At 45.2% G+C, this 21580-nt stretch carries 12 protein-coding genes and 1 pseudogene; 3 read left to right on the top strand and 10 right to left on the bottom strand.

The features are described 5' to 3' along the window. Positions 1 to 34 precede the first annotated feature (34 nt). The 4 genes from NC979_RS15135 to NC979_RS15120 form a co-directional block, all read right to left on the bottom strand. On the bottom strand, positions 35 to 2755 hold the full coding sequence (locus tag NC979_RS15135) for a DEAD/DEAH box helicase (protein WP_347403892.1): 2721 nt from the start codon (positions 2753 to 2755) through the stop codon (positions 35 to 37). 144 nt (positions 2756 to 2899) lie between these two features. Next, entirely contained in the window at positions 2900 to 3625 is a 726-nt protein-coding gene (locus NC979_RS15130) for a hypothetical protein (protein ID WP_190515437.1), read from the bottom strand. Between the two features lie 13 nt (positions 3626 to 3638). Then, on the bottom strand, positions 3639 to 4877 hold the full coding sequence (locus tag NC979_RS15125) for a hypothetical protein (RefSeq protein ID WP_190515435.1): 1239 nt from the start codon (positions 4875 to 4877) through the stop codon (positions 3639 to 3641). A gap of 257 nt (positions 4878 to 5134) precedes the next feature. Continuing rightward, positions 5135 to 5683 (bottom strand): type I restriction-modification system subunit M N-terminal domain-containing protein, encoded by a 549-nt coding sequence (locus NC979_RS15120; RefSeq protein WP_190515433.1) that lies wholly within the window; start codon positions 5681 to 5683, stop codon positions 5135 to 5137. 654 nt (positions 5684 to 6337) lie between these two features. Between NC979_RS15120 and NC979_RS15115 the strand changes: the two genes are divergently transcribed. After that, the gene (locus tag NC979_RS15115) at positions 6338 to 6604 is read left to right on the top strand and encodes a helix-turn-helix domain-containing protein (RefSeq protein ID WP_190515430.1); all 267 of its coding nucleotides are present in this window, start codon (positions 6338 to 6340) and stop codon (positions 6602 to 6604) included. Between the two features lie 443 nt (positions 6605 to 7047). Here NC979_RS15115 and NC979_RS15110 read toward each other — a convergent pair whose 3' ends face one another. The 5 genes and pseudogenes from NC979_RS15110 to NC979_RS15095 form a co-directional block, all read right to left on the bottom strand. Beyond that, entirely contained in the window at positions 7048 to 7752 is a 705-nt protein-coding gene (locus NC979_RS15110) for a helix-turn-helix domain-containing protein (protein ID WP_242023862.1), read from the bottom strand. Positions 7753 to 7938: 186 nt separating this feature from the next. Beyond that, positions 7939 to 8394, bottom strand: a pseudogene (locus NC979_RS25380) (TniQ family protein); the annotation flags it as partial. A 66-nt stretch (positions 8395 to 8460) separates the two neighbouring features. Beyond that, positions 8461 to 10041, bottom strand: a complete 1581-nt coding sequence (locus NC979_RS15105) for a TniQ family protein (RefSeq protein ID WP_190515426.1) — start codon at positions 10039 to 10041, stop codon at positions 8461 to 8463. Then, a complete protein-coding gene (locus tag NC979_RS15100; protein WP_190515424.1) occupies positions 10034 to 11176 on the bottom strand; it encodes an AAA family ATPase in 1143 nt (380 codons plus the stop codon). Before NC979_RS15100 ends, NC979_RS15105 begins: the two co-directional genes overlap by 8 nt. Positions 11177 to 11178: 2 nt before the next feature. Continuing rightward, positions 11179 to 13875, bottom strand: a complete 2697-nt coding sequence (locus NC979_RS15095) for a TnsA endonuclease N-terminal domain-containing protein (protein WP_190515421.1) — start codon at positions 13873 to 13875, stop codon at positions 11179 to 11181. A 1107-nt stretch (positions 13876 to 14982) separates the two neighbouring features. Between NC979_RS15095 and NC979_RS15090 the strand changes: the two genes are divergently transcribed. Then, positions 14983 to 16026 (top strand): S-layer homology domain-containing protein, encoded by a 1044-nt coding sequence (locus NC979_RS15090; RefSeq protein WP_190515418.1) that lies wholly within the window; start codon positions 14983 to 14985, stop codon positions 16024 to 16026. Positions 16027 to 16342: 316 nt separating this feature from the next. On the opposite strand, the gene NC979_RS15085 is transcribed toward NC979_RS15090, so the two are convergent. Further along, the gene (locus NC979_RS15085; RefSeq protein WP_242021217.1) at positions 16343 to 16822 is read right to left on the bottom strand and encodes a hypothetical protein; all 480 of its coding nucleotides are present in this window, start codon (positions 16820 to 16822) and stop codon (positions 16343 to 16345) included. Between the two features lie 944 nt (positions 16823 to 17766). On the opposite strand from NC979_RS15085, the gene NC979_RS15080 reads away from it, so the two are divergent. After that, on the top strand, positions 17767 to 21501 hold the full coding sequence (locus NC979_RS15080; protein WP_190515413.1) for an EAL domain-containing protein: 3735 nt from the start codon (positions 17767 to 17769) through the stop codon (positions 21499 to 21501). Positions 21502 to 21580: the final 79 nt, after the last annotated feature.

Genomic DNA, 21580 nt, shown 5'->3' with positions numbered 1-21580 from the left:
TTTGCTGATTACAACAGCAAAAACATCTCTAAACTCAAACGTAGATTTCAGATAGAACTACTCGGTTCGCTGAGTCTAGTATGAAATCATATTCGTTCAAAAAAGATGTTTCCCAAGTCGCTGGTTTTTGACACTTAGCTAACTGAAAACCTGCAGGATCATACCAATATAATTCCTCGCTAACTTCTACTGGAATGACCTTCCATTGTTGACTGGCTTCTTCCGGGAAGTCTCTAAGTAGTTCTACCTCATTGCGACTTGCAGGCCTATTTATAGGTAGAGAACGTGTAGGATCTGCAAAAGCTGCATCTGACCATTCTCTAATGATCGAAGCATTCAAAACTTCATTAGGGCCAAGGTCTTCATAACGAAGATAATAAGTTTCTGATAATCGTGAGGCTTCAGCACGAGTTGTCGCAAAACCTTTTGCAAGCAAATATGCAGCTACAGGATTAAGAGTGCCCCACACTATCAATTCCTTTAACCAGAAAACGATCCAAGGTAAACCCGTGCGATGCCAATCTTCTAACGAAATCTCTATCAGCTCACCATGGAAAGTCTCATCAATGACTAAAGAAAGGACACTTCCTAAGCCCCAGTTAATGCGGTAGGTGAAATTGTGGCTAACATATCGATGCCATTTTGAAATCTGTTTGGCATTTGGAGAAACTTCAGCACTTGAAGGATCAAGCCACCAATGCAACACCTGCTGCCAATCTAAACTATCTGCTTTGGGTCTGAAACTCTGTATGAGACTTAAAAGGGTAACTAAATTTTGTATAAAATTAATGCGTTGATTAGTTTCCCAGGCATAGTAACTATCTCCTGTCTGAAGGTGTTGTTTTATTTCATCATAAACAGACAATAACTGATTTCCTGATCGAGGTGGCAAGCTTGTTTTATATAAACGACGACGCTGTGTTGATTCTGGATAAATTCTAGTCTTTAATGCTTTACCTCTGTGGGTAAAGAATGTTTCCAGTTCTGCTTGTTGCCGATTTGCATAGAAAGCATAGCTATGTTGCCAAATTTCTCGAATTCTTGCTTCCAAAGCATCTATAGATAATTCTTCATGTGATAGCTGCTCTAACTCTACAATGGCAGATATCAGTACACTATCTAATGAGTCAAGGGTTTCAACCGCTAACGGAATTGATGCCCCAGAAAGGGTAGAAAAATCTATAGGCCTAGTATGCTCTAACCAATCTAAAAAAGCATCTGCTGAGGTTGACTCTGATATATTTCTCCATTGATCTCGTAAGAGGTATAAAAGTTCTGACAAAGGACTTTTAGCATCAGAATTGCTGTCATCAGGGATATTTTGCCCTCTAATCTCAGATATTAAGTCGTCATAAGCGACATTTTGTCTATTTCTTCTTCTTCTAGGCATCGGCAACTGTTCAGGTGAAAGTACCATTAAACTTCGACCTTCGGTGCCGGAGCCAGGACGCCCAGCACGTCCAACCAAGTTTCGAAATTCACGAGTTGAGATGCGATGTTGTCCTCTAAAAAGGCTGGGAATAAGTATCAATTCAAAGGGAAGATTAACGCCTTCAGAAAGAGTTGATGTTGCCAAAACGATTTGTACAACCTTTTCTTGAATTAGCTCAAGCAGTAGACGTGCCATTAATCCTGGCATTTGTCCATGATGAACAACTATTCCTTGTTCTAATAGTCTAAATTCTCGAGAGCCTCTTCCGAAATAGTCTTCACATGAACGGAGACACCTCTGCCAGAGCCGAAGCTTTATGGGATCACTAGGTTCTTCAAAAAAATCAGGTCTTGGAACTTGATTCCAGCTTCTTTCGAGGAGGTTTAAGAAATCATCAGCATAGCCACCCGGCTGTTGAGGAACTGCAATTAGAACAGTTTTTCTTTTACCTTCACTATCAACTTTCGCTAAATTAATTGCAGCCCAAAATAGATACGGGCGGAGACTTTTTTCAACGCCATTCCACGAACCGACTGGCCTTGGGAATGGCTCGAATGCATCTAGAATATAAGGCCTATCTGGAGGTTGATCTGTCTCCCGAAACCCCAAATCGGCTCCATCTAGTAGATCATAGTAAATTCTGAATTTTCTATTCTCAAAGCACTCTAATCTACCAATGAGCTGACGAGTGCTTCGGTAAAAGGTTTTAGCAGGTGTAGCGTCTGGCTGTCTTGAAATCCACCTTGCCATTTGACTTTCTGCACCTGCTGCAACTGCTGATAAAGCAACCATTCGACAATAATCTTGATTGAGATAAGTCAACAATCTTGTGCCAAGAGATTCTAAACGTAATGAGCGATTCTCTGAAGATCGGAGACTATCGTTGTTGCCATCAAACTGAACAGCATGTGCTTCATCAATTACAACCAATCTAACCCTATGAATGAAAAGGACACCTAAGAATCTGAAAAGTGCTTCTGCTTTCTCATAAGTACAAATTAGCACTACTCGCTCACTGGCCGTTAACCATGCATCAGTAGGTCCCCAATCCGTTCCTCCATATAGACCTGTTACCTTAATTTGCTCATTACTTGAAAAATGCAAAGCTCGAGCCAATGTGGATTCTACTTCAGTAGCTAGAGCTCGTGATGGAACCAAATAAATTGCTAGAGGATTCGAAATATTAGAAGGAGAACCCTGCTCCCCAGAAGAAATAAATAAGCTTTGTAAAATAGCCAACTCAGCAACTGCTGTCTTACCTGATCCAGTAGGTGTGCATAGGGCGAAAGACTCACTTGAAGCCAACCTTTCAATTCCGCATATTTGAGAAGGCCAAGCAAGCGATTTTTTTCCTTATAAGATTGTCTTAAATAACGTTCTATAGCGATTCTACCTGTCTGGCTGATATTCTCAATGAGTTGGTTTAGGTTATGTCGAAAAGACTTTGATGGATATGACGCCGCAACCTCAGAGCATAGTTTTGCCAACAGCCAAGAATAAAAAAAAATCTCCATGAACAAGAACTTTATTGATATTAGCGAGTTTATTAATAGCTCTTTCAAGCCGAGACTCTTCTCCCCATCTCGCGAATGAACATAAGACGCCTAAGCAACTAATTGTCTCTTTAACTATTTTTTTTTGTAATTCAACTTCAAACCCCTGAGAAACTCCCAAGTTTGATCTTGAGTTTCCTAGCTCGTTTTGGCTTACTTCCTCTGACCAGTAAGCAACTATTTGATTCAACAAGCCTGGAAAATCTGCTTTGAGTAATAGACGAAGAATTTCAGACTCAGATTCTTGTCTTATACTTTCATTGAGTAAGCCTGATGCTCTTGCAGGATATCCCGCTAACTGATAAGTAGCCGCAGACAATAAATGTATTGGTAAGTTGTTAGGGTTTAACTCTGGATGTGACAGCCATTCTAATAGCTCTCCAGCTCTTCGCATGCTCTCTTCCCAGCCAGGAATACCTGCTTCCTGATTGATTAGACAGGTTTCAATTAACGTAATGGCATCGTCTAACCTATTACTAGCTTCATCTGCTCTCCACCTGTTTAATCCGGGACGGCCTTCTCTTAATCTTGTATACTGGCTATATAGTTTGGCGAATGAAGGAATCAGGTTTTCTCCAGCCATTCGATTTTGTAGCTCGCTTGCCAGATCTAGGGTTTCTCTACTAGGCTGAGCCATCATTCACCCTTAAATTTTATAAGTTAATAAGCTGTACATTAACTCTATGACCTAGAACCTGCTCAAAAGCTTCCTGAATCTTTTGACTTTGACTGAGAGCTCGATCAAGTAATGGTTGTGATGCAACTCCAATGACGACTTCATCACCACTTATGCTCAAGAGGTTACATTGCTGCCTAAGTAACGCCTTAGTTGAAGTCTGCTCAACATGAGATAGCACATCTTCCCATACTTGAGATAAATATAAGGACGAGATAGCTATTGGTGAACATAGAAGCTTGAGCTTGATTTCTACTTGTATCTCTCTTCCTCTTCTTCCTTGTCGTGGAGTGTATTCGCCGGAATTTTTAAAGGCTTTTTTTAGATCATCTATTTTTTTCTGGACATCTCTAAAAAGGGGTAAAGAATTAACTCCAATATAAGCTGTTTCTCCGTCGAAGTGTAATAAGTTGCATTGCGTGCGAAGTAAACTCAAAGTAGCAGCAGTCCTGATTTGAGATAATACGTTGTTCCACTTTTCTTCCATGCTTGATGGATTGCATATTGTAAGTAAAGAGAACTCTTGTGGTTTCTCATAGACAGTTTCTATGAGCCCTTCTATATCATGCAAGTGAACTTCAACTACTTCTAGCTTTCTTCTTCCAGTATAATTAAGGTGTGGAGCGGATCTTGAAATTCTTTCCACACCACCTTGTACACCTGGTAATCCACAGACATAACTAATGAGGTCATATCTTTCGTAGTTGGAAGCAGAACTACGTAGTTTTAGTTGCCTTAAAGCGTCGATCCAACTGTTTGCCTCAGGATCTCCTCGATCTTTCAAAATCTCAATTAACTGAAGACGATCAACAGGCAATGGATTTGCCGAGCTTGCCTTTTCATGGGCCTCAGAAATCATGCTGGATTGATGATCTGCAGTACATTTAGCCTCGCAAACTAAAGAAGCGATGATCTCGCCTGCGTGATTACGTCTAAAGGCTAAACAATCATCTCCGGTTCTTCCAGGACGAAGGTTAGCTTCCTCATCCTCAACTTGCTGAAGGAACTCTAGTTGTTGAAATTCGGTTAAGTGAAACCGAAAAAGAAAGGCCGGAACCTCCCAATCTGTTTCACCAAAAGGTGAAAAGTTTAACGCTATGATTCCTGCAAATGTTTCTCCGAAATAACCCTTCAAAGTTTGAATATGGAGTATCTCAGGATAACCTTTCGCTGGGTCCAAATTAGAAGGTATAGGATTAAGAGAATCTGACTCCAAATCTCTTAAGCGAGAGCGAGCATCTTCATGAGCTTCTCTAATAAATTCTTTAAGCTCAATGATCGCTGCAGCACGATGGTTTAGATCTTCTTCACATAATTGATGTCTGTACCTACCATCGGTAGAAGGCGTTACTGAACTCGCCAGCCAACTTGTTATCGTACTGAGTGTAATAATATATTCCTCCTAATTTTCACTCTTTACAAGCTTTTAATTAGTACAAATGATTGGTAGTTTTAATAACTTCAAGTCATAACCTATAGACAGGGCCGTAAAGTCATGTACCTCCTGCAAAAGTCATGTACCAGCCCCTTAGAGCGGCTAGCCTTATCCCTGGGGCTAATGATGCTAATTAATTCGCTCAGTTGCCACAGGGGGATTTTATTGGAGCCTGGGCGAGCGTAGCCTATGGGTGGCACTCCCTTCAGCCGCTTGGGGTTCTCCTTCTCAATCGCCAGCATGGTCTTCGCAATAATCTTGCTGATCGTGGGCTGCTTAGCGCTGGCTTGAATGTGGCTCAACCGAGCCTCCTTCGTCATCCAGAAGGTATTCTCCGCCGTGTACTCCTCGCGGTCTTTGGGGCCAGTGTAGTCGGTGTCGGCTCGAGCGGCTAGATCGTTGTATAACTCCTGAAACGTATCGGAGATGTACCTGAGGAAGCTCAGCCCTAGAGGGACGTGCTTGTACTTAGCAGCATCCACATGGCCACGTATCTTGTCAGCGGCGGCCCAGAGAGTTTGCTCAAAGCCTAGGTTGGCTCCGTTGCTGGGCTGGCCCTTAGCTCCGTTCTTTTTTCCGCGCGGCATTCACTCGATCCCTATCGCTGGTCTAGCTAACCCACCATGAGCCGTTCGCGAGGCGGGTATTTCCACTGATAGTTCCCGTTCTAGTTCTAAATACGGCCCAAACTAACGAGTTCTTTATTTTTTAACGGAAACTTTACCTGACCGTAGAGCTGCCAGACGATCAACCAACCCTAATTCTGAGGTGGCAGCACGGCTGGGTAGAACCTCAGTGCTGAGCACCCTACTCATCCCACTCCATTTCCCGCTTGATATCATCCCAAAGCTCTGGCCGAGTATCACGAAGGGCATCTGTACTTTTCATGAGCTGAGATAAAAACACTGAAAGCTGCATGGCCTCAAGCTGCTTATAGCTTTCTAGGGCTAAGGTCTTTGCTCTATAAGAACACGGTCCAGAGTGAACCGTATACACCGTAGTCCAGTCCAGATCAGTGATGGGTACACCATACACCTCTCTCCGAGACTGGATTCTGACTGGGTAGAGCGCTACAGCAAGATCTGAGTCATCAATGATCCCACCACAAGAGGAACACCTCAAAAATAGTTTTAGGTTGGCTGCATCCCCGTCCCATTCCACAAACAATCTCAACATCGAGTTAAACCTCTACGAATATCCGATTTTGGGATATTTTAACCGCTGATTGTAGCTTGCTCGTCATGAGCAGCTCAGTCTATTCACTTCGTTACCAACAGTTCCTCGCCCGGCTGAAAGCTGCCCGCCTAGAAGCCCACCTGACCCAACAGCAGGTGGCGGCCCGCCTCAGCGTCCCTCAGTCCTTCGTTTCCAAGTGCGAGTCCGGCGAGCGACGCGTCGACGTCATTGAACTCCTTGAATTCGCCTCGATCTACGATAAGCCTCTCATGTACTTCGTAGACTTCGAAAGCCCCTCTGAGCAAAGCTTTGGGAAGCCGAGTAAGCGTTGAAGTTGAACTGCCCCCAGAAAATTGAGTACCCTTGTATTAAGTAACTAGAGGTGCCCCATGGTGGCAGAAGAGCTTGAGGATGTCATGAACCGCTTAATCGATAAGCTTTCGGAATTTTGCTCACAGGGTCAGACCAACCAAGCCCAAGATCTCATTGAAAGCTTTTGTACGAGGTTGGCTGAAGACACGGCTAGTTGGAAAGGCAATGGCCAAGGCTATGTACCGACCCTATTTGATTGGGAACCTCAGCCATACCGCTTCGTACCTGGAGAGCCAGTAGACCCTACTAAATTTGATATGTCCAATATCGTGAGCATAGGCGATCCAAGGTTACATCCCAGTCTCCCCTGTTTCCAAGATCCCCCTAGATAATCCCTTCGACCACTTATTCAGAATTACGGCTGCAAAAGGGGCTTCGCAGGTGCACGAGCACCACACATCGCTTAAAGGTCACCAGAGTCAGAGAAATGCATCGGTTTTTGTGCCGCCTTAAGGGTGCTTCGAACAACCTCGTAGCGTAAGAACCCAGGATGAGCCATAAGTGATGCCACTCGAGCCTCCGAAGGATATTGGTTCGTTTTTCGTAGTTCGATAACGATTTGCCTTATATCCTCACAAGAGGCTTTCATATTTGCTTCTTTTGCCTCCCGTCGGTAGGCTCTATAGCGCTTCGATATCTCGCGACTTAGCTCTGGTAAGTGTCGCAGTATGGTCCGTCTATCCTGCTTGAGCTGTCGAGCAACCTCCTCTAAAGAAGGAAAAGGGCCATCTTCAACAGATAACAGCATTTGAAGGTGTTTTTCGACTGTAGCTCTGGGAAATCTCTTTGGGGATTGTCTAAAGGTTTCAGGCGCCTGAAGAAGTGTTGGTTTCAGCAGAGTGCGCAGTGGAAGCTTGAGATTCTCATCGCAGAAAAGATTTAGAGGATTAACTCCTACTTTTTGGCAGATATCCAATATAGAACCGAGAGTAGGATGATTTTTACCGTTACACCAAAGCCAAAGGGTATTCCTAGGTACTCCTAGCTGTCTTGCCAACCCTGCAGTGTTACCGTCAGCAAAATGACTGACAGCTTTCGATAATCCTTTAGCTAGTTTTTCCCTAGAAGGTTTAAGCAAGCTACTGTCAGCAGCTAAAATTTCACCCACAGCGTTCGCGATCCAGAGCTGTCGGCTTAGCTGTTCATCACTTCGACATCCCTGTTCTGTGGTGAGTTGGCTATGCTCTAAGCCCAACCATGATGAGCAGTGAGAGCAATAGCCTGGTCGGCCCTGCCAAGTCAAGAAGATGCTTGATTTACTGCAGGCAGCGCAGTTCTCTTTTAGATAGAGATGATGTCTATTGCAGACCTTGACAGCTTCAACTGTCCAGAGCAACGCTTCATAAACCTCAAGCCCTTGATTCCTAAGTTCTTGCAGACAGCAGGGACACCAAGCCCTGTGGGATCGTAAGAGTCGTCTTGTAGTAAGAATCTCAGCCCAGGGTATTAAGGTAATTCTGGAAAGAGCATGTTGATGTGTAAGCTCTTCTAAACAGGAAATTAGGTCTTGAGCCATTGTGCCCGGCCCGTTTATAGCAGCAGTATAGTTATAAATTTTATGCAGCGTTGCGCTTCCATGCTCTTTTCCCAGCATAGGTTTCGCTAGATTCTCAAGCAGCGCACCTGCAGGTACACAATGAGCTATAGCTAAACGGCATATGAAGCTAGTTAGGCTTTCGATGTAGGCAGTATCAATACCTTTAGGGAGAACATGATAGAGCCTACTAACAGACCTCGGTGGTATACCCATCACCACTGTGCCTAGGTCTAAACTTACACTTGAATTTGATATGGGTCGAGACATTGTAGCAACACCTCAAAACCACTCATTCTCTTGAAGAAACTGCTCTAGCTTTTCTCGAATCCCATGTCGCAAAACCAAGCAAGGACTACTCAGATGAAGGGCTACACGTTTCTGGGTAGGTCTAATGCCCTTGCTGTAAAGAGATTGAGCGATCTGCTTCATCTCCTCAAAAAGAATTTCCTCCTGATCAACTCTCCTTTGTTTTATGAACTTAGAGTAATTATAAGACACCTGCTTACACAAGCTTTTTTCGTAAGCTCTCAATTTTTGCGGATATATTCCTGATTCACTAGCAACATTCTGTAAAGATCTTGGAGGATATTCGTCCAAAGCTCTTTCCAAAATTTCTCGGATAGACTTGACCTGCTGCTCCTTCAAATGTTCCTTCAAAAAAACCTTGTGCCTTTGTATCAATCTTTTGCAGGTTTCAGGAGCATAGTAATAGAGGGCTGAGCTAGTACGGTATTTTAACGTAGCTACAATATCATTGATTGATGGCGGGGGATTCTCAAGAAGTGCTGTCTCTAAAACTGATATGACCAATCTCCGCTTTTGCACATTACGCCTGTTGGGTCTATAAGAAATTGATTTTTCACTTGGCTCCTTATGATTTTTGTCTAACTCACAAATTTTATCGATAGCCTCACTACAAGCAGGCTCGAACAAAGTGGGAAAATCAATTTGAAGTTTGTAGCAGATACTGATCATAGAGGCTAAAGTTGGAGTACTTTGGCCTTTACGCCATTTTTGTACTGCAGATATATCAATTGCTAAGGCTTGAGCTAAATATGAAACTTTGCCACGCGCTTTACCCTCTACAAAACGATCTAAATGGCTTGCAATGGAAACCTTGACTTTGTCAGAAAAACTCTCTGGCGGCATGGAAAATAAATCGCTTACGCATTTGATGCAGTGAAGTTGCTCTTCATCTTCAACTGCTTCAAATTTCAGATTAGGTAGTTTACGTGTGTAAGCATCAATACCTAGCCACTCTCGGCACTTTGAACAAAACCCTGACTTGCTATACCATGAAAGCGGTTTGTTCTCTTTTTCACAATGAGGACAAATGTTAGCAAGAGGAGTCTTATGAGTAGGACATATTTTGAGTACTTCTAAACTCCAATTAAGAGGTTCATACAGAATTTTAGAATCATCAAGTGATTCCTTAAAACAAAGAGGACACCAAGCTCTTTGCTGCTTTAAAAGTTTCCAATTAGATATAGTTTTTCGCCAATTAAGCAAAGTTAGTTGAAATATATCCGTTCTGCAAGTAAGCTTCTCAACTGCGTTGACTGCTCCAAATGCCCAATCACCATATCCATTGAGTGCACTAGTTGAATCGGAAAATATGACACCCAAACTCCCTGGGTGAGACTTACTAACCAAACTATAATTAGGTTTAATTAAAGGAGCAATTTCCTTTGTCACCAAGAGGCCTGTAGGAACACAGTGTGCTGTGGCTAGTCTTGAAACGTAGCTAATTAAACTTTCGACATGTGGAAGACCACAGCCGATAGGCTGCATTGAATAAAGCCTGCTAACGTACTGGCTTTGATTAATACCAGCGCTCTTAATAGAGTAGCTTTCATTCATCGGAATGACTCGTTCTACGAACTGGATCTGGAGTTCCTATCCTCCTGCCCCTCTTATTAGAATCAGGCTTTTTTTCGAGTTTTTTAACGGATTCTTCATCTAACTCTAAAAGTGTTCTAAGCTTATCAACCTCTGATGGAGACCCCTCTAGTAACTTCTCGCCCTCAATAATTTCAATAACAATTTTCTGGCATTGAGCAACTGTTAAAGCTGTATTTTCTAAATGATGCTTTGTGATTTTTTCGCTTCCTTCATCTAAAGCATAGTTTAATGCTCTACTAAGCCAGTCCTTTAGTATCCCAACGCATCCCAATGATCTTTCATAACAATATTTCCACTCAGAATCCAAATTATTTTCTTCAGCCATAGGCATATAATAAAAAGTTAAAGCTTGAAGAGCTGCACGAAATGTTTTTTGATCGCTTTCGGAATTTGCTTTATATCGTGGGAAATGAACCTCTTGATTTCTTCTACTTAGCTGCCCACTTAGGTTGCGCATCATTAAAAGTTCATAGGTACCTATTAAGACATGAGGGATTGTAGTGATATTCGCAATGGACTTTAAACAGTCCATATTATCTTGCAGCCGTCTGCCGCTAGACATCTTCTGAATATGCTGTGCCTCATCTAAAATAACCGCATAAGGCTGACGATGCTGTAAAGCGTTTTCTTGAGCATGTCGTAGTCTATTTGTTGATGCAGTAGACCGAACTTTTACTTTCCCATTTACATCTCTGTAAACTTCTTGAGTTGAATAGTCAATCTTATAGTCAATCAGTGGCTCTTCCATTGCTACAAGAGCACGATAGTGATAATCTTTCCAATCAAAGTTCCCTGAAGACGGTGAGGCTGCTTCCAGTGAAACAACAGGTATCCTTCCTGGATGAAAATTTTTATCTTCAAGAGATCTTTCAATCAGCAGTTTTTCAATTCTTGGTATTAAAGTAGACTTTCCGACTCCGGTAGGTCCGATTACAGTGATGATTGAAGATTGAGAGCTTGGATTAATTATTAATTCGTAAACCTTCTGGATGACTTCTGACAACTTTCCGTGGTTCACTATGACGCCTTGAAAATACTGACTTCTTTCAACCTTGTCGGCTTTCAACAAGTCTTGAGGAAATAGTCGGCTCATACTTAAATAAGCTCCATGGGTTGAAATGTTAAAGAGGTGACATCGTTATGAACTTCTTTTCTTTCATCCTTGTTGTACGCATCTAATATTTCTTCCTCTGAAGCGTCATCACTTTTTTCCATTGCAAGTAAGCCATTAGAATTCTCTAAGTATTCTAAGATTTGCTGAGCCTCTAAGTCTTTGAGTCGCTGCTTTTGAAAATTTTCTTCAGCTTCAATCTCTTTCAAAAAATTGCCTATTACTAAAGCATTAAGCTTCAATTCCTTATTACTTCTTTCATTTCTCTTGCGATACTCGGCGGAAACCATTTCTATTTCTTTCTCTGATCTCCCTTTAAAAATACTGTAATAAGCACTTTTACATTCAACCCATCGGCCTTTCAAAAATGCATAAGCTATGCCTCTATCAAACGGATCATACCGAACGTCAACATCTGCTCCTTCTAGTTCAGGATCCCGAAAATCATTAGCCCAATAGTAAAGATTTTGAATTCGAATACCTTTACCTGCTCGGGCTTTTGCAGTGCCTTTTCTTGGCCCAGGCATAGTGAGAATTTTTAGATTTTGGTCATATATAATAAATTTGTGATCTCTAGAGCCAAATTTTTCTATGCCGTTTTGCCATGCTTCTTGAGGAGTAATTCCGAGAGAACTATGAGTATTATGCTCGCAAATTTCGTACGACCAGATGCTTAAGTAGGTATACAAATCGCCTAAATTCCATGTCGACAATTCTTTTGGATTATTAAATTTTGTAGTTACTCTAACATCTTTTGTGATCTGAGTATTTCCAGACAAGTTATAGATTAGTTGTCTAGAGCAAGTGCCAAATAAACGTTCGCATACTGCGCCAAATCGTGATTTTGACGGTGGCCTGTACTTTATTGTAGAACCCAGATAAATAAGGAGAGTTTCATAATAAATACTATGAAACTCAGCTCCATTATCAGTGACGATTATTTGAGGTAAACGTCCGTGTCTTTGAATACAAATTCTAATTACCATCATGCAGGAGCGGTATGATGGTGGATCGAAAGTTATGTAAAGAGCTAGAATTCTTCTTGTATTAGCGTCAATCAAAATTGTGAGCCATGATCTACCTAGTTTCTTCCCTGTGGTAGAGCATCTAAGTTCTAGATCTAATTCTGTGTGGTCTATGTGACCGATTTCAAGAGGTCTATCTCCATGGCTGGGTATGCTAAAATTTAGTTCGTATTGAAACTCTTGATGTTTATATGCGGCTTTATATCCTCTTCTTTTCATTTCTTGTTCATACTTAGGTCTTTTCTTAACTTCCTCGGCAAATGTCTTATAGCTTGGAGCATCATCAATAGACATTCCTTTCTCCTTCCAAATATGAAGAAAAGAACCGTAGACAGATTTAATTGTTTGTTGTTTAAATGTCTCATACTTCTGATCAATGAATTGAGTCATTAAAACTATTTTTTCTTCAGATATTTTTCTTGTTCTATTTCCTTTTTTATGGTTTTTAGGAAGAAGGCCGATGAACCCTACACCACACTCTTTTTTGGCTAGTTTAAAGTTCCTCTTCCACTTTCTTATTGTCTCTAACGAGTACCCCTCTTCGATATTTCCTTGAATGCAATTGAAGCGCATATTAGCTATTGATAAGTCATCCTTACTTGCTTCAATCAAGCACTCAAGAATTTCATCCTTGCTTGGTATTTCCAATTGATAATTTAATACCTTGATCTTTCCTTGAGTAATCAATAACTCTATTTCTGAGATTTTGTGTTCTAGGAATTTTTGATTTTCATCCTGAAGAACTACACTCTCAGAACCAACGAAACAAATGGTTAGCTCTTTATTCTCATAGATTAATTTTTCTCCTGCCTGAAGCTTTACCTGAGAAATTTGGTTTGCTTGCAAGCTGTTCATTGAATCAATGCTTATTCTATAAGCTATTGATATTTCCTTGTTGGCAAAAAGAAGGCATTTTTCAGGTTCTACTAATGGTGCAATATTAAGATCAATATATATTTCTCTTTGAGCGATTAAAGAATAAATTAAATCTTTAAGAAAATTCTTTTTATGCCTGAATAGATCAGTCAAGCTCATGCCAGGATTCTCGGAAATTAATGATATTAGAAGCTCTTTTTCTTCTCTTCTATTGATCTCATACTTGGAAGAATAGTCGTCAAGAAAAATAAGATTTCTGTAAAGAACCCAATTGATCTCTGAGTCTGACCAAACATGAAAATAGAGACCCATTTCCGTCGCGTATGCTTCGCCTGGCGGGAAATGCCACTTCTGGTCATCCCCAAAGCAATACCGCCTTGGGTTTTTCGCTTGAAGTTTCTCTAAATCTTTCTCGGTCTTGCATTCAATCCAACCTGCAGAATCACTGCAAATCACAAAAAAATCTGGAGTTCTGAGATAACCTCTTGCCGCGCCTTGCTTGGTCTCGGAAGGGAAAATGATCTGATTTGGCTGATCGTAATACTCTAGAACGCTGTCGTCATTTTCTAATTTATAAATTACTGGCAATTCATTTTTGTGAGACTCGAACTGGATGGAAACACCCATCTTTCGACTTGGAAATTGCCCGCACACATTTTTGTAACTACCTCCAACCTTTCGAGCTGGTTGGGATGCTCTGATTTTGTTTATTGCTTCTTTTGCCTCAACCGAGAGATTGAGACGACTGCACCAAGAATCAAATTCCAGCTGAGTCAACATAATCTCTCCGCTCAGTATTAAGGGAGATTAGCTGATTGAAATTCGCTTGTCAATCTTTTTTGGAGTTATATAAAGTGGCACAAATGAAGCGGAGCAAAACTTACACGATAATGTAACTTTGCCTCCAAAAAAATAAGAAAAAGAGCCATTCTTAATGGGTTAATCCTATCTTTTAATTTACTGAATTTCCGGACCGAAGTCTGGGCAAAGTGGGCTGAGGATACCTTTCTGTGAGAGTTCTAGGTTTTATTTGTATTGCATGAAATTAGGGAAAGTCTGTTTTAGATCGAAAAAACTCTAAAAAAGAGTGCCATTGTGCCAGTTACATTATTCTATAACTTGACAAGGGTATTAAATTCTGCACTCTGCGTACTCAATTGCAAAATGCAGAGCAGAGAGAGTTCAGTCCGAACTTTGCTTTAGCTATTGTCGGAATATCTTGCGAAACTTGCCTGGCCGTTACGTCCATACAGTATTTTCGCTACAGGTATCCCTAGCTACCTTCCTCCAAGGAGAGCCACTATAAAAGCCATAGAAATGGCTTGGACAATAGATAGCTCAATGTCCAGGCCAGAATTGAGTGCGGGATATAGAGGTAGTAGCCCTTAAACTCTCAGTAAGCTTATGCTTCCAGATTCCACTCTTGGTAAACTTATGCTTCTATGATGCGTCAGATCTTGACGTGGTTGCGATGCTCGAGACCCCTGGGTGGTACCTTTATGCTTCTATCCTTGGTACGTTTATGGGTAAACCCACAATAGTCAGCAAATCTTTCCAGAGCCACTGGCAAGAGTTATGGTCACAAATCATTCCGCTTTTGGGAGCTGGGAAGATCAGAGCCTTGCCCGCGCTGATGCTTTGCCCCTCGGTAGTCGCTCACTGCCCGTGGTTGAGCGTTCAGGGTTCGCACTACTAGCCCACTCAACTTATGCCTGGTGTGTCGTCCGAAAGATAGACAAGATCAGCTTAAAGATTGCATAGCCTGAATACCAAGAAATCCGCCACCTCCCAGGGGAAAGACAAATGCTGAATCGCTCTCATTGGTCTGTTGCAGGTGCAACAGTTGCAGTTCTAGGACTCTCAATCGGCACGTTTGTCCCTTTACTGATGCTGCAACCCACGTCAGCGATCGCATCTCCCGAGCAGACTAGCGGACAAGCAGGCTCTTTACCAGATATTGAAGGGCATTGGGCACAGCCTTTTATCCAAAGTCTGACCGCTCAAAATCTGCTTAAAGGCTATCCAGATGGAACGTTTAGACCCGATCAGCCAGTGCGGCGTGACGAGTTTGCTGCCATCCTCAGCCAAAGCTTTAATCAAGTCCAAGAAGACCCGATCGCCGATGGCAGCGTTTATAACGATGTTCCAGACGATCATTGGGCTAAAGATGCCATTGAAGAAGCTCACGAATCCGGCTTTATGTCTGGCTACCCTGGTGGCTTGTTTGCACCTGATCGAGACATTTCAAGAACCGAAGCCCTAGTCTCCCTATCTCAAAACCTCAACCTGGAAGCTCCGCCCAACCTGAATGCTTCAGGTGCCGCGACTCCCGCAGTCAATAATTCAACCGCTTCAGAGCAATCTGCGACCGATCAAGCAGCTACCAATAATCAAGCTGCCAAATCAACAGCAGCAAACCAATCCTCCCGTGCCACCCAGCGACCCCGCAGAAACACCTTTCTCATGCCGATGGCGCTAACAACTTTGATGCAGCCCCTTGTGGCTCCCGCTAGAGCTAGAAACGTTCCCCCTGCGGCTAATCGCCCTGCTCAAACCCCAGATTCTGCCAACACTGCCGCTGCTCCTAATTCGTCGGCTCCGGCAAATACAGCTGAAACTCCAAATCGCACCGATCGTGCAGCAGGAGACAATCCTGAGTTTGAGGCTCTGCCTTCAGAGGTCGTGAGCAACTACTATACCGATGCCCAAAAAATTCCGGTCTATGCAGTAGATCCGATCGCCACTGCAACTCAGGCAGGCTTAGTGGTTAACTATCCCGACCGCCAATTACTCAACCCTGATCGGCCGGCTACCCGTGCTGAAATTGCAGCGTTTATTCATCAGGCTCTGGTTCACCAAGGCAGGTTGGCTCCACTAGCTGATAACCCAGCAGCCAATTACATCGTGAATCCATCTCAGTCTGGCCAGTAAGGTTGAGGATTCTAGGGGGCGCTCGTGGGTAAAGTCAGTCTGGCAATAACCTCTAGGAGCTAAGCAAATCTGGCAAGTAGAGGTAGGGCGCTCGCTGCACTACACCAATGAAAGTTTGAATCGGCCGAGTAAGGCTCTGAGATGAGCGTTTAAATTGGCCGCAGTACGGGGCTGACCTACAGTGGCTTGGTCAATTTGACCAATGACGACATTCTCAACTCAGCGCTGCAACTCAATCAAAAGAAAAGAGATCGGTGGAACTTCCACCGATCTCTTTTTTGCTAGTTTACTGGTTCAGAGCAGGAGGTCTAGGAACCTAGAACGCGTAGCCTAAGCCGACAGAGCCATTGACTTGGGTGTTGTCATAGAACGATACGTTGACACCACCATTGGCTACGATGCGCTCAGTGATGCGGTAGTCAACCCCGCCGGTGAGCATAGGACCGACCTCGGTAGAGCCTTCGGTAGAAACCGATAGGCCAGCCCCAACATAGGGCAGTATACGACCGTTGTCGGTAATGGCGTTGAAGTCGTAGGTCACGGGCAGCAGGAAGACGGTTTCACCATCGTCGCCATTGAAGTCGAGGTCGCTGATGACGCCGGGGCGCACTGAGATGTTGTCGGCTACGGTAACCTTGCTGTTGATCGAGAGGCCAATGTCGTCACTGATGCCGACGCCTGCGCCGATGTAGTTGAGGTCAGTGCTGGCATCTTGGGCGTTAGCGGCCATAGGAAGGGCAGCCATAGAAGCAGCGGTAAGACCCAAGGCGATCGCAGCGATAGAACGGGTTTTCATGGTCATTCTCCAAATGCAAACTGTGTGTTGTTGACTGTCTTTTGTTGAGAAGCCCACCCAAAACGGTTTGAGCAATGCCATTAGGTTGGATGGGGCCGGCGGGGAAGCAGTTGTCTTCGCTTTCGCCATGACACTGTTGTAGCGCTAGGGCCTGTGTATCCCTTAGCGAGGCCATGACACTTTGTGTAGTGGGTGACAGTGACCCAACAGTCGAGGAGACAGCCTAAATTAGCAAAACCCTATATCCACAGGCGTTTTCAGCTTTAGAACCAGCAAAAATGTGTGACCAAGCCCTTGACCTGCCTGTTCCAATTCAGGAGGTAGGGGAGGCAGACAGCTAAACTGGCACACTCAACTGGCATAGTCTTCCTGGGCAGCTGGGGCGCCGATAACCCGGCTCGCCGCTCACACATTTTTATATATAGATAGATCTATATAGTTCTAATCGGTTAATCACGGGTTTCGTTGCTTTGAAGTAAGACCAAAACCGGCTGTTAAAAGGCAGACTATCTATAGGTGCTGGCCTTTAGGTTGACTTAAAGATTGCAGGGTCTCATCACAGGATGAAAAATTGGTGAAGTGGGCATACTCAAAAAACGCAGTGTTGCGTTTTTGACTACTAAAAATACGGATCAAGATCTTTGAAAACTAACATTTCACAACTAGTTTCAGGTACGGAAGTAAGTATTTTCTAGGATATTAGCCACGAAGTAAATGTCTCCTAGCAACTAAATCTCAAGTTCTGAGAGCACAGTAGACATATCTCTTCGTTATCTTTCTGTGGCAAACTCCACTACCGAATAGTCAGAGCACTATACGTGAATCTGACTATTCGGTAGTAGTTATACACACCTGTGAGCTCCTCCATGTCCCTGTGCTCACAAACAGCAACATTCAAGCCGTATGGCTCTTTAAAGTTTCTTAGCTCCCTCAAATTTGAGCTTATGCAGCGATTTTTTCCGTCCTGGGTCAACACCAGCCTAGGTATCCGTTTGGGAGTTGCCTTTAGCGGCATCACGCTTTTGCTGTCGGCTGTTTTAGGCGGTGTGGCCGGTAGACAGGCAGAGGATCAGATCGAGCGCGACATGGGCTACAGGCTGGAGCTGATGGCGGGCCAGCTTACAGAAGAATTAGACCGCAGTCTGTTTGAGCGCTACCGTGAGATTCAAATTATTGCCGAGTTCAAGCTGGTGGGAACGTTTTCCCAGGCCATGGTTGAGCGGCAGTCGTTGCTTGAACGTCTCCAGAGCACCTACCCCGACTACACCTGGATTGGCTTTGCCGACACCCAAGGTGTCGTTCAAGTCAGCACCCAGGACTTGCTAGAGGGGGTGAGCGTGGCTGAGCGAGACTGGTTTATTGCGGCCAAAAATGAACCCTTCGTGGGAGATGTGCACGATGCCAAGTTGCTGAGTAAGCTTTTGCCGCCCAAGGCCGATGGAGCCCCTCTGCGTCTGCTAGATGTGGCCGCTCCTGTGTATAGCGATCGCGGAGAACTGCAAGGTGTTTTGGGCGCTCACATCACCTGGGAATGGGTGGAAGGGGTAGCAACTTCGCTAATGCAGGATCCCGCTGCCAGTAATCAAGCTGTTTTTATTGTTGATGCTGCAGGCAAGGTTATTCTTGGCCCTGAAGCTTGGCAGGGGCAGCAGCTGAACTTAAACAGCTTGCGTCTGGCTCAGACCGAGTCAAAGGGTTTTACTGTGGAGCGCTGGCCCGATGGTGAACACTACTTGGTAGGGTTTTTTAGTAGCCAGGGGCATAGCAGCTACCCCGGCTTGGGCTGGACGATTTTAGTGCACGAGCCGGTGTCTACAGCTTTTAGCCCAGCTCGCGCCCTATTTTGGCAAATTTTGCTGGGCGGGCTAGGCCTCGGCTGTGGGTTTGTGGTTGTGGGTTGGATCGCCGCCTACCGCATCACCAAGCCCCTGCTGCAAATTGCCGCCGCCGCCGATCAAATTCGTGACGGCAACCGCGATGTGCTGCTGCCTCGGGTCAAGGGCCGCAACGAGGTCTCTCGGTTAACGGAGGCATTCACCCAGCTGATTGCTAATTTGTTCGCCCAGGAAACGGCGTTGCGTACGAGCAACTCACAGCTCAGGCAGCAGCTTCAGGCTAAAAGGCTGATGGGGCGATCGCTGAAGCGGAGCCACGAACAGCTGCGGCAGATCGTTGATGGCATCGAAGATTCGCTGCTGCTGCGAGAGGTCAGCACTGGCAAGCTGATTTACTCCAACAATCGGTTTGCGGATCTCTACCAAGATGTCGTGGCCGACAACTCTTCCCCTGGAGCCTGGCTACAGTACGTTCATCCTGACGATCGCCCCTGGGTTGCTGAGAAATTTGCAGACGAGCTGCAGGGCAAAGACTTTTTCAATGACGAATATCGGTTCATTGGCGCTGACGGCCACACCCGCTGGATATGGAATCGCTCGTTTCCAATTCGAGATGAGCAGGGTGAGGTTTACCGCTACGTGGTCATTGAGCGCGATATTACTGAGATTAAGCAAGCTACCGACGCCTTGCAACAGCTAATGGCTGGCACGGCAGCTGTCACCGGGGAAGCGTTTTTTCAACAGCTGGTGGGGCATTTGGCCTCAGCCCTAGATGCCGACTGCGTCTATGTAGCAGAACGCCAAACCGACGGGATGCACACCCTAGCCTTTTGGTGTGAGGGAGAGCTACAGCCCAATATCACGATCGCGGCTACGGAGATGCCCTGTGCCCTGGTGCTAAGTCAAGGGTTTCATCGCTGCGTTGACCAAGTTGCTGAGTCGTTCTCCACCAACCCCTTTTTGCAGCGTTTGAAGTTAAAGGGCTACGTAGGGGTAACGATGACCAGCGCCGGGGGCGATGTGCTGGGTCTGCTCTGCGTGATGAGTAAGCGGCCTCTGCGCGATCGCATTGACTACGCTACCATTCTGCAAATTTTTGCCAACCGAGCCGCTGCTGAGCTAGAGCGTCAGCAGGCTGAAGCGGCCTTACAACAGAGTGAGGCCCGCTTTCGACTGCTGGCTGAGAATGTTAAAGACTTGGTCTGTCTACACGACCTGTCGGGTAAGTTTCTCTACCTGAGCCCCTCTTGCACCGCGCTCCTGGGTTTTGAGCCCGAAGAATTGGTGGGCAGCGATCCCTACCGCCAGTGCCACCCAGAAGATCGCCCCCTGATTCAGCCTCAGTTTCAGCAGGCCCTTCACGATCCAGCCTCTGGCTCAATCACCTATCGGGCGCGCTGCAAAAATAGGCGCTATATCTGGCTCGAAACTCTCATCAAGGTGATTTACTCAGACGAGGGAGTGCCCACTTACCTGCAAACCAGCTCTCGCGACATTAGTGACCAGGTGCGCATGCTTCAGCAGATGGAGCACGACGCCACCCATGATAGCCTGACCGGGTTGCCCAATCGCAGCCTGCTGCTTGAGCGGTTGAATCTGGCGATCAAGCGGATTCATCAGCATGATGACGCGCAGTTCGCGGTGCTGCTGATTGATCTTGATCGCTTCAAGGTAATTAACGATAGCCTCGGGCATCCGGTGGGCGATCGCCTGCTACAGCTCATTGCCAAGCGGCTGCAGGCTGCCATCGGCGGCGTTGATCTGGCGGCCCGCCTAGGCGGCGACGAATTTGTGCTGCTGATCGAAGACATCGACAATTTGACGGCGGTGGTGCGCACCGCCGAGAGAGTGTTAGGCAGTTTTCAAACGGCTATACCTCTGGCTAGCCAAGATGTCGTCATCGGGGCCAGCATTGGCATTGTGCTGGGCGATCGCAGCTATAACGAAGGCATCAATATTCTGCGCGATGCCGAAATTGCCATGTACTCAGCCAAGCAAACGGGCCAGCTAGGCTATACGATTTTCAACCAAACCATGCACCAGAAGGCGTTGCAGCGCCTAGAACTGGAAAATGCCCTGCGTCTGGCTATTGCCCAGCAGGAGTTGACCCTGCGCTACCAGCCCATCGTCGATTTGGCCACTGGCGGGCTAGTTGGCTTTGAGGCCCTGGTCCGCTGGCAACATCCGGTTCAAGGCATGATCTCCCCCGTCGATTTCATCCCCATTGCCGAAGATACAGGGCTCATAGTGCCCCTCGGCACCTGGGTATTAAAAACCGCCTGTCAGCAGTTGGCCGCCTGGCAGGCGCAGTTTCCTGCGTCAGCAGCGCTCAAAATGAGCGTTAACCTTTCAGTGGTTCAGCTCAAAGAGGCCAACCTGGTGGCTTTAGTGGAGCAGGTTTTAGCTGAAACCGGGTTGCCGGGGCATTGCCTTGCCCTCGAAATTACTGAAAGCATGTTTATGGAAGACATCGAAGTCATCAACCAGCGGCTACAGCAGCTCAACCAGCGGGACATCCAGATCAGCATTGATGACTTTGGTACCGGGTTCTCTTCCCTCAGCTATTTGCACCGGCTCTCGGTCAACAACCTCAAAATCGATCGGTCGTTTGTCAACAACCTGTCTGAGAGTCATCGCAACCTCAGCATGGCGAGAACGATTATTAATCTGTCTCAGCAGCTGGGCCTAACTACCATTGCCGAAGGCATTGAAACCCCAGAACAGCTCCAGCAGCTCAAATCACTGGGCTGCCAACTGGGCCAGGGATACCTGTTTAATGCCCCGGTCACGGCGGCGGTAGCAGAAACCCTTGTGACTGAGCTAACTGAGGTTCAGATGGCCTAGCCTAAAGACAAAAGGGTGTAGGGTTCAGGGTCTAGGGCAGACCTTAACTCCTACACCCTAAACCGTACACCTTAGACCC

The organism is Leptolyngbya subtilissima AS-A7, assembly GCF_039962255.1.
Taxonomy (GTDB): Bacteria; Cyanobacteriota; Cyanobacteriia; order Phormidesmidales; family Phormidesmidaceae; genus Nodosilinea.
This window is presented reverse-complemented; position numbering and strand designations above follow the sequence as displayed.

Bases quoted from the DNA above. Each gene is read 5' to 3' on its own strand.
- NC979_RS15100 (WP_190515424.1), bottom strand. From the start codon at position 11,176: ATGAGCCGACTATTTCCTCAAGACTTGTTGAAAGCCGACAAGGTTGAA.
- NC979_RS15085 (WP_242021217.1), bottom strand. From the start codon at position 16,822: ATGAAAACCCGTTCTATCGCTGCGATCGCCTTGGGTCTTACCGCTGCT.
- NC979_RS15120 (WP_190515433.1), bottom strand. From the start codon at position 5,683: ATGCCGCGCGGAAAAAAGAACGGAGCTAAGGGCCAGCCCAGCAACGGA.
- NC979_RS15115 (WP_190515430.1), top strand. From the start codon at position 6,338: ATGAGCAGCTCAGTCTATTCACTTCGTTACCAACAGTTCCTCGCCCGG.
- NC979_RS15130 (WP_190515437.1), bottom strand. From the start codon at position 3,625: ATGATGGCTCAGCCTAGTAGAGAAACCCTAGATCTGGCAAGCGAGCTA.
- NC979_RS15080 (WP_190515413.1), top strand. From the start codon at position 17,767: ATGCAGCGATTTTTTCCGTCCTGGGTCAACACCAGCCTAGGTATCCGT.
- NC979_RS15090 (WP_190515418.1), top strand. From the start codon at position 14,983: ATGCTGCAACCCACGTCAGCGATCGCATCTCCCGAGCAGACTAGCGGA.
- NC979_RS15105 (WP_190515426.1), bottom strand. From the start codon at position 10,041: ATGAATGAAAGCTACTCTATTAAGAGCGCTGGTATTAATCAAAGCCAG.
- NC979_RS15095 (WP_190515421.1), bottom strand. From the start codon at position 13,875: ATGTTGACTCAGCTGGAATTTGATTCTTGGTGCAGTCGTCTCAATCTC.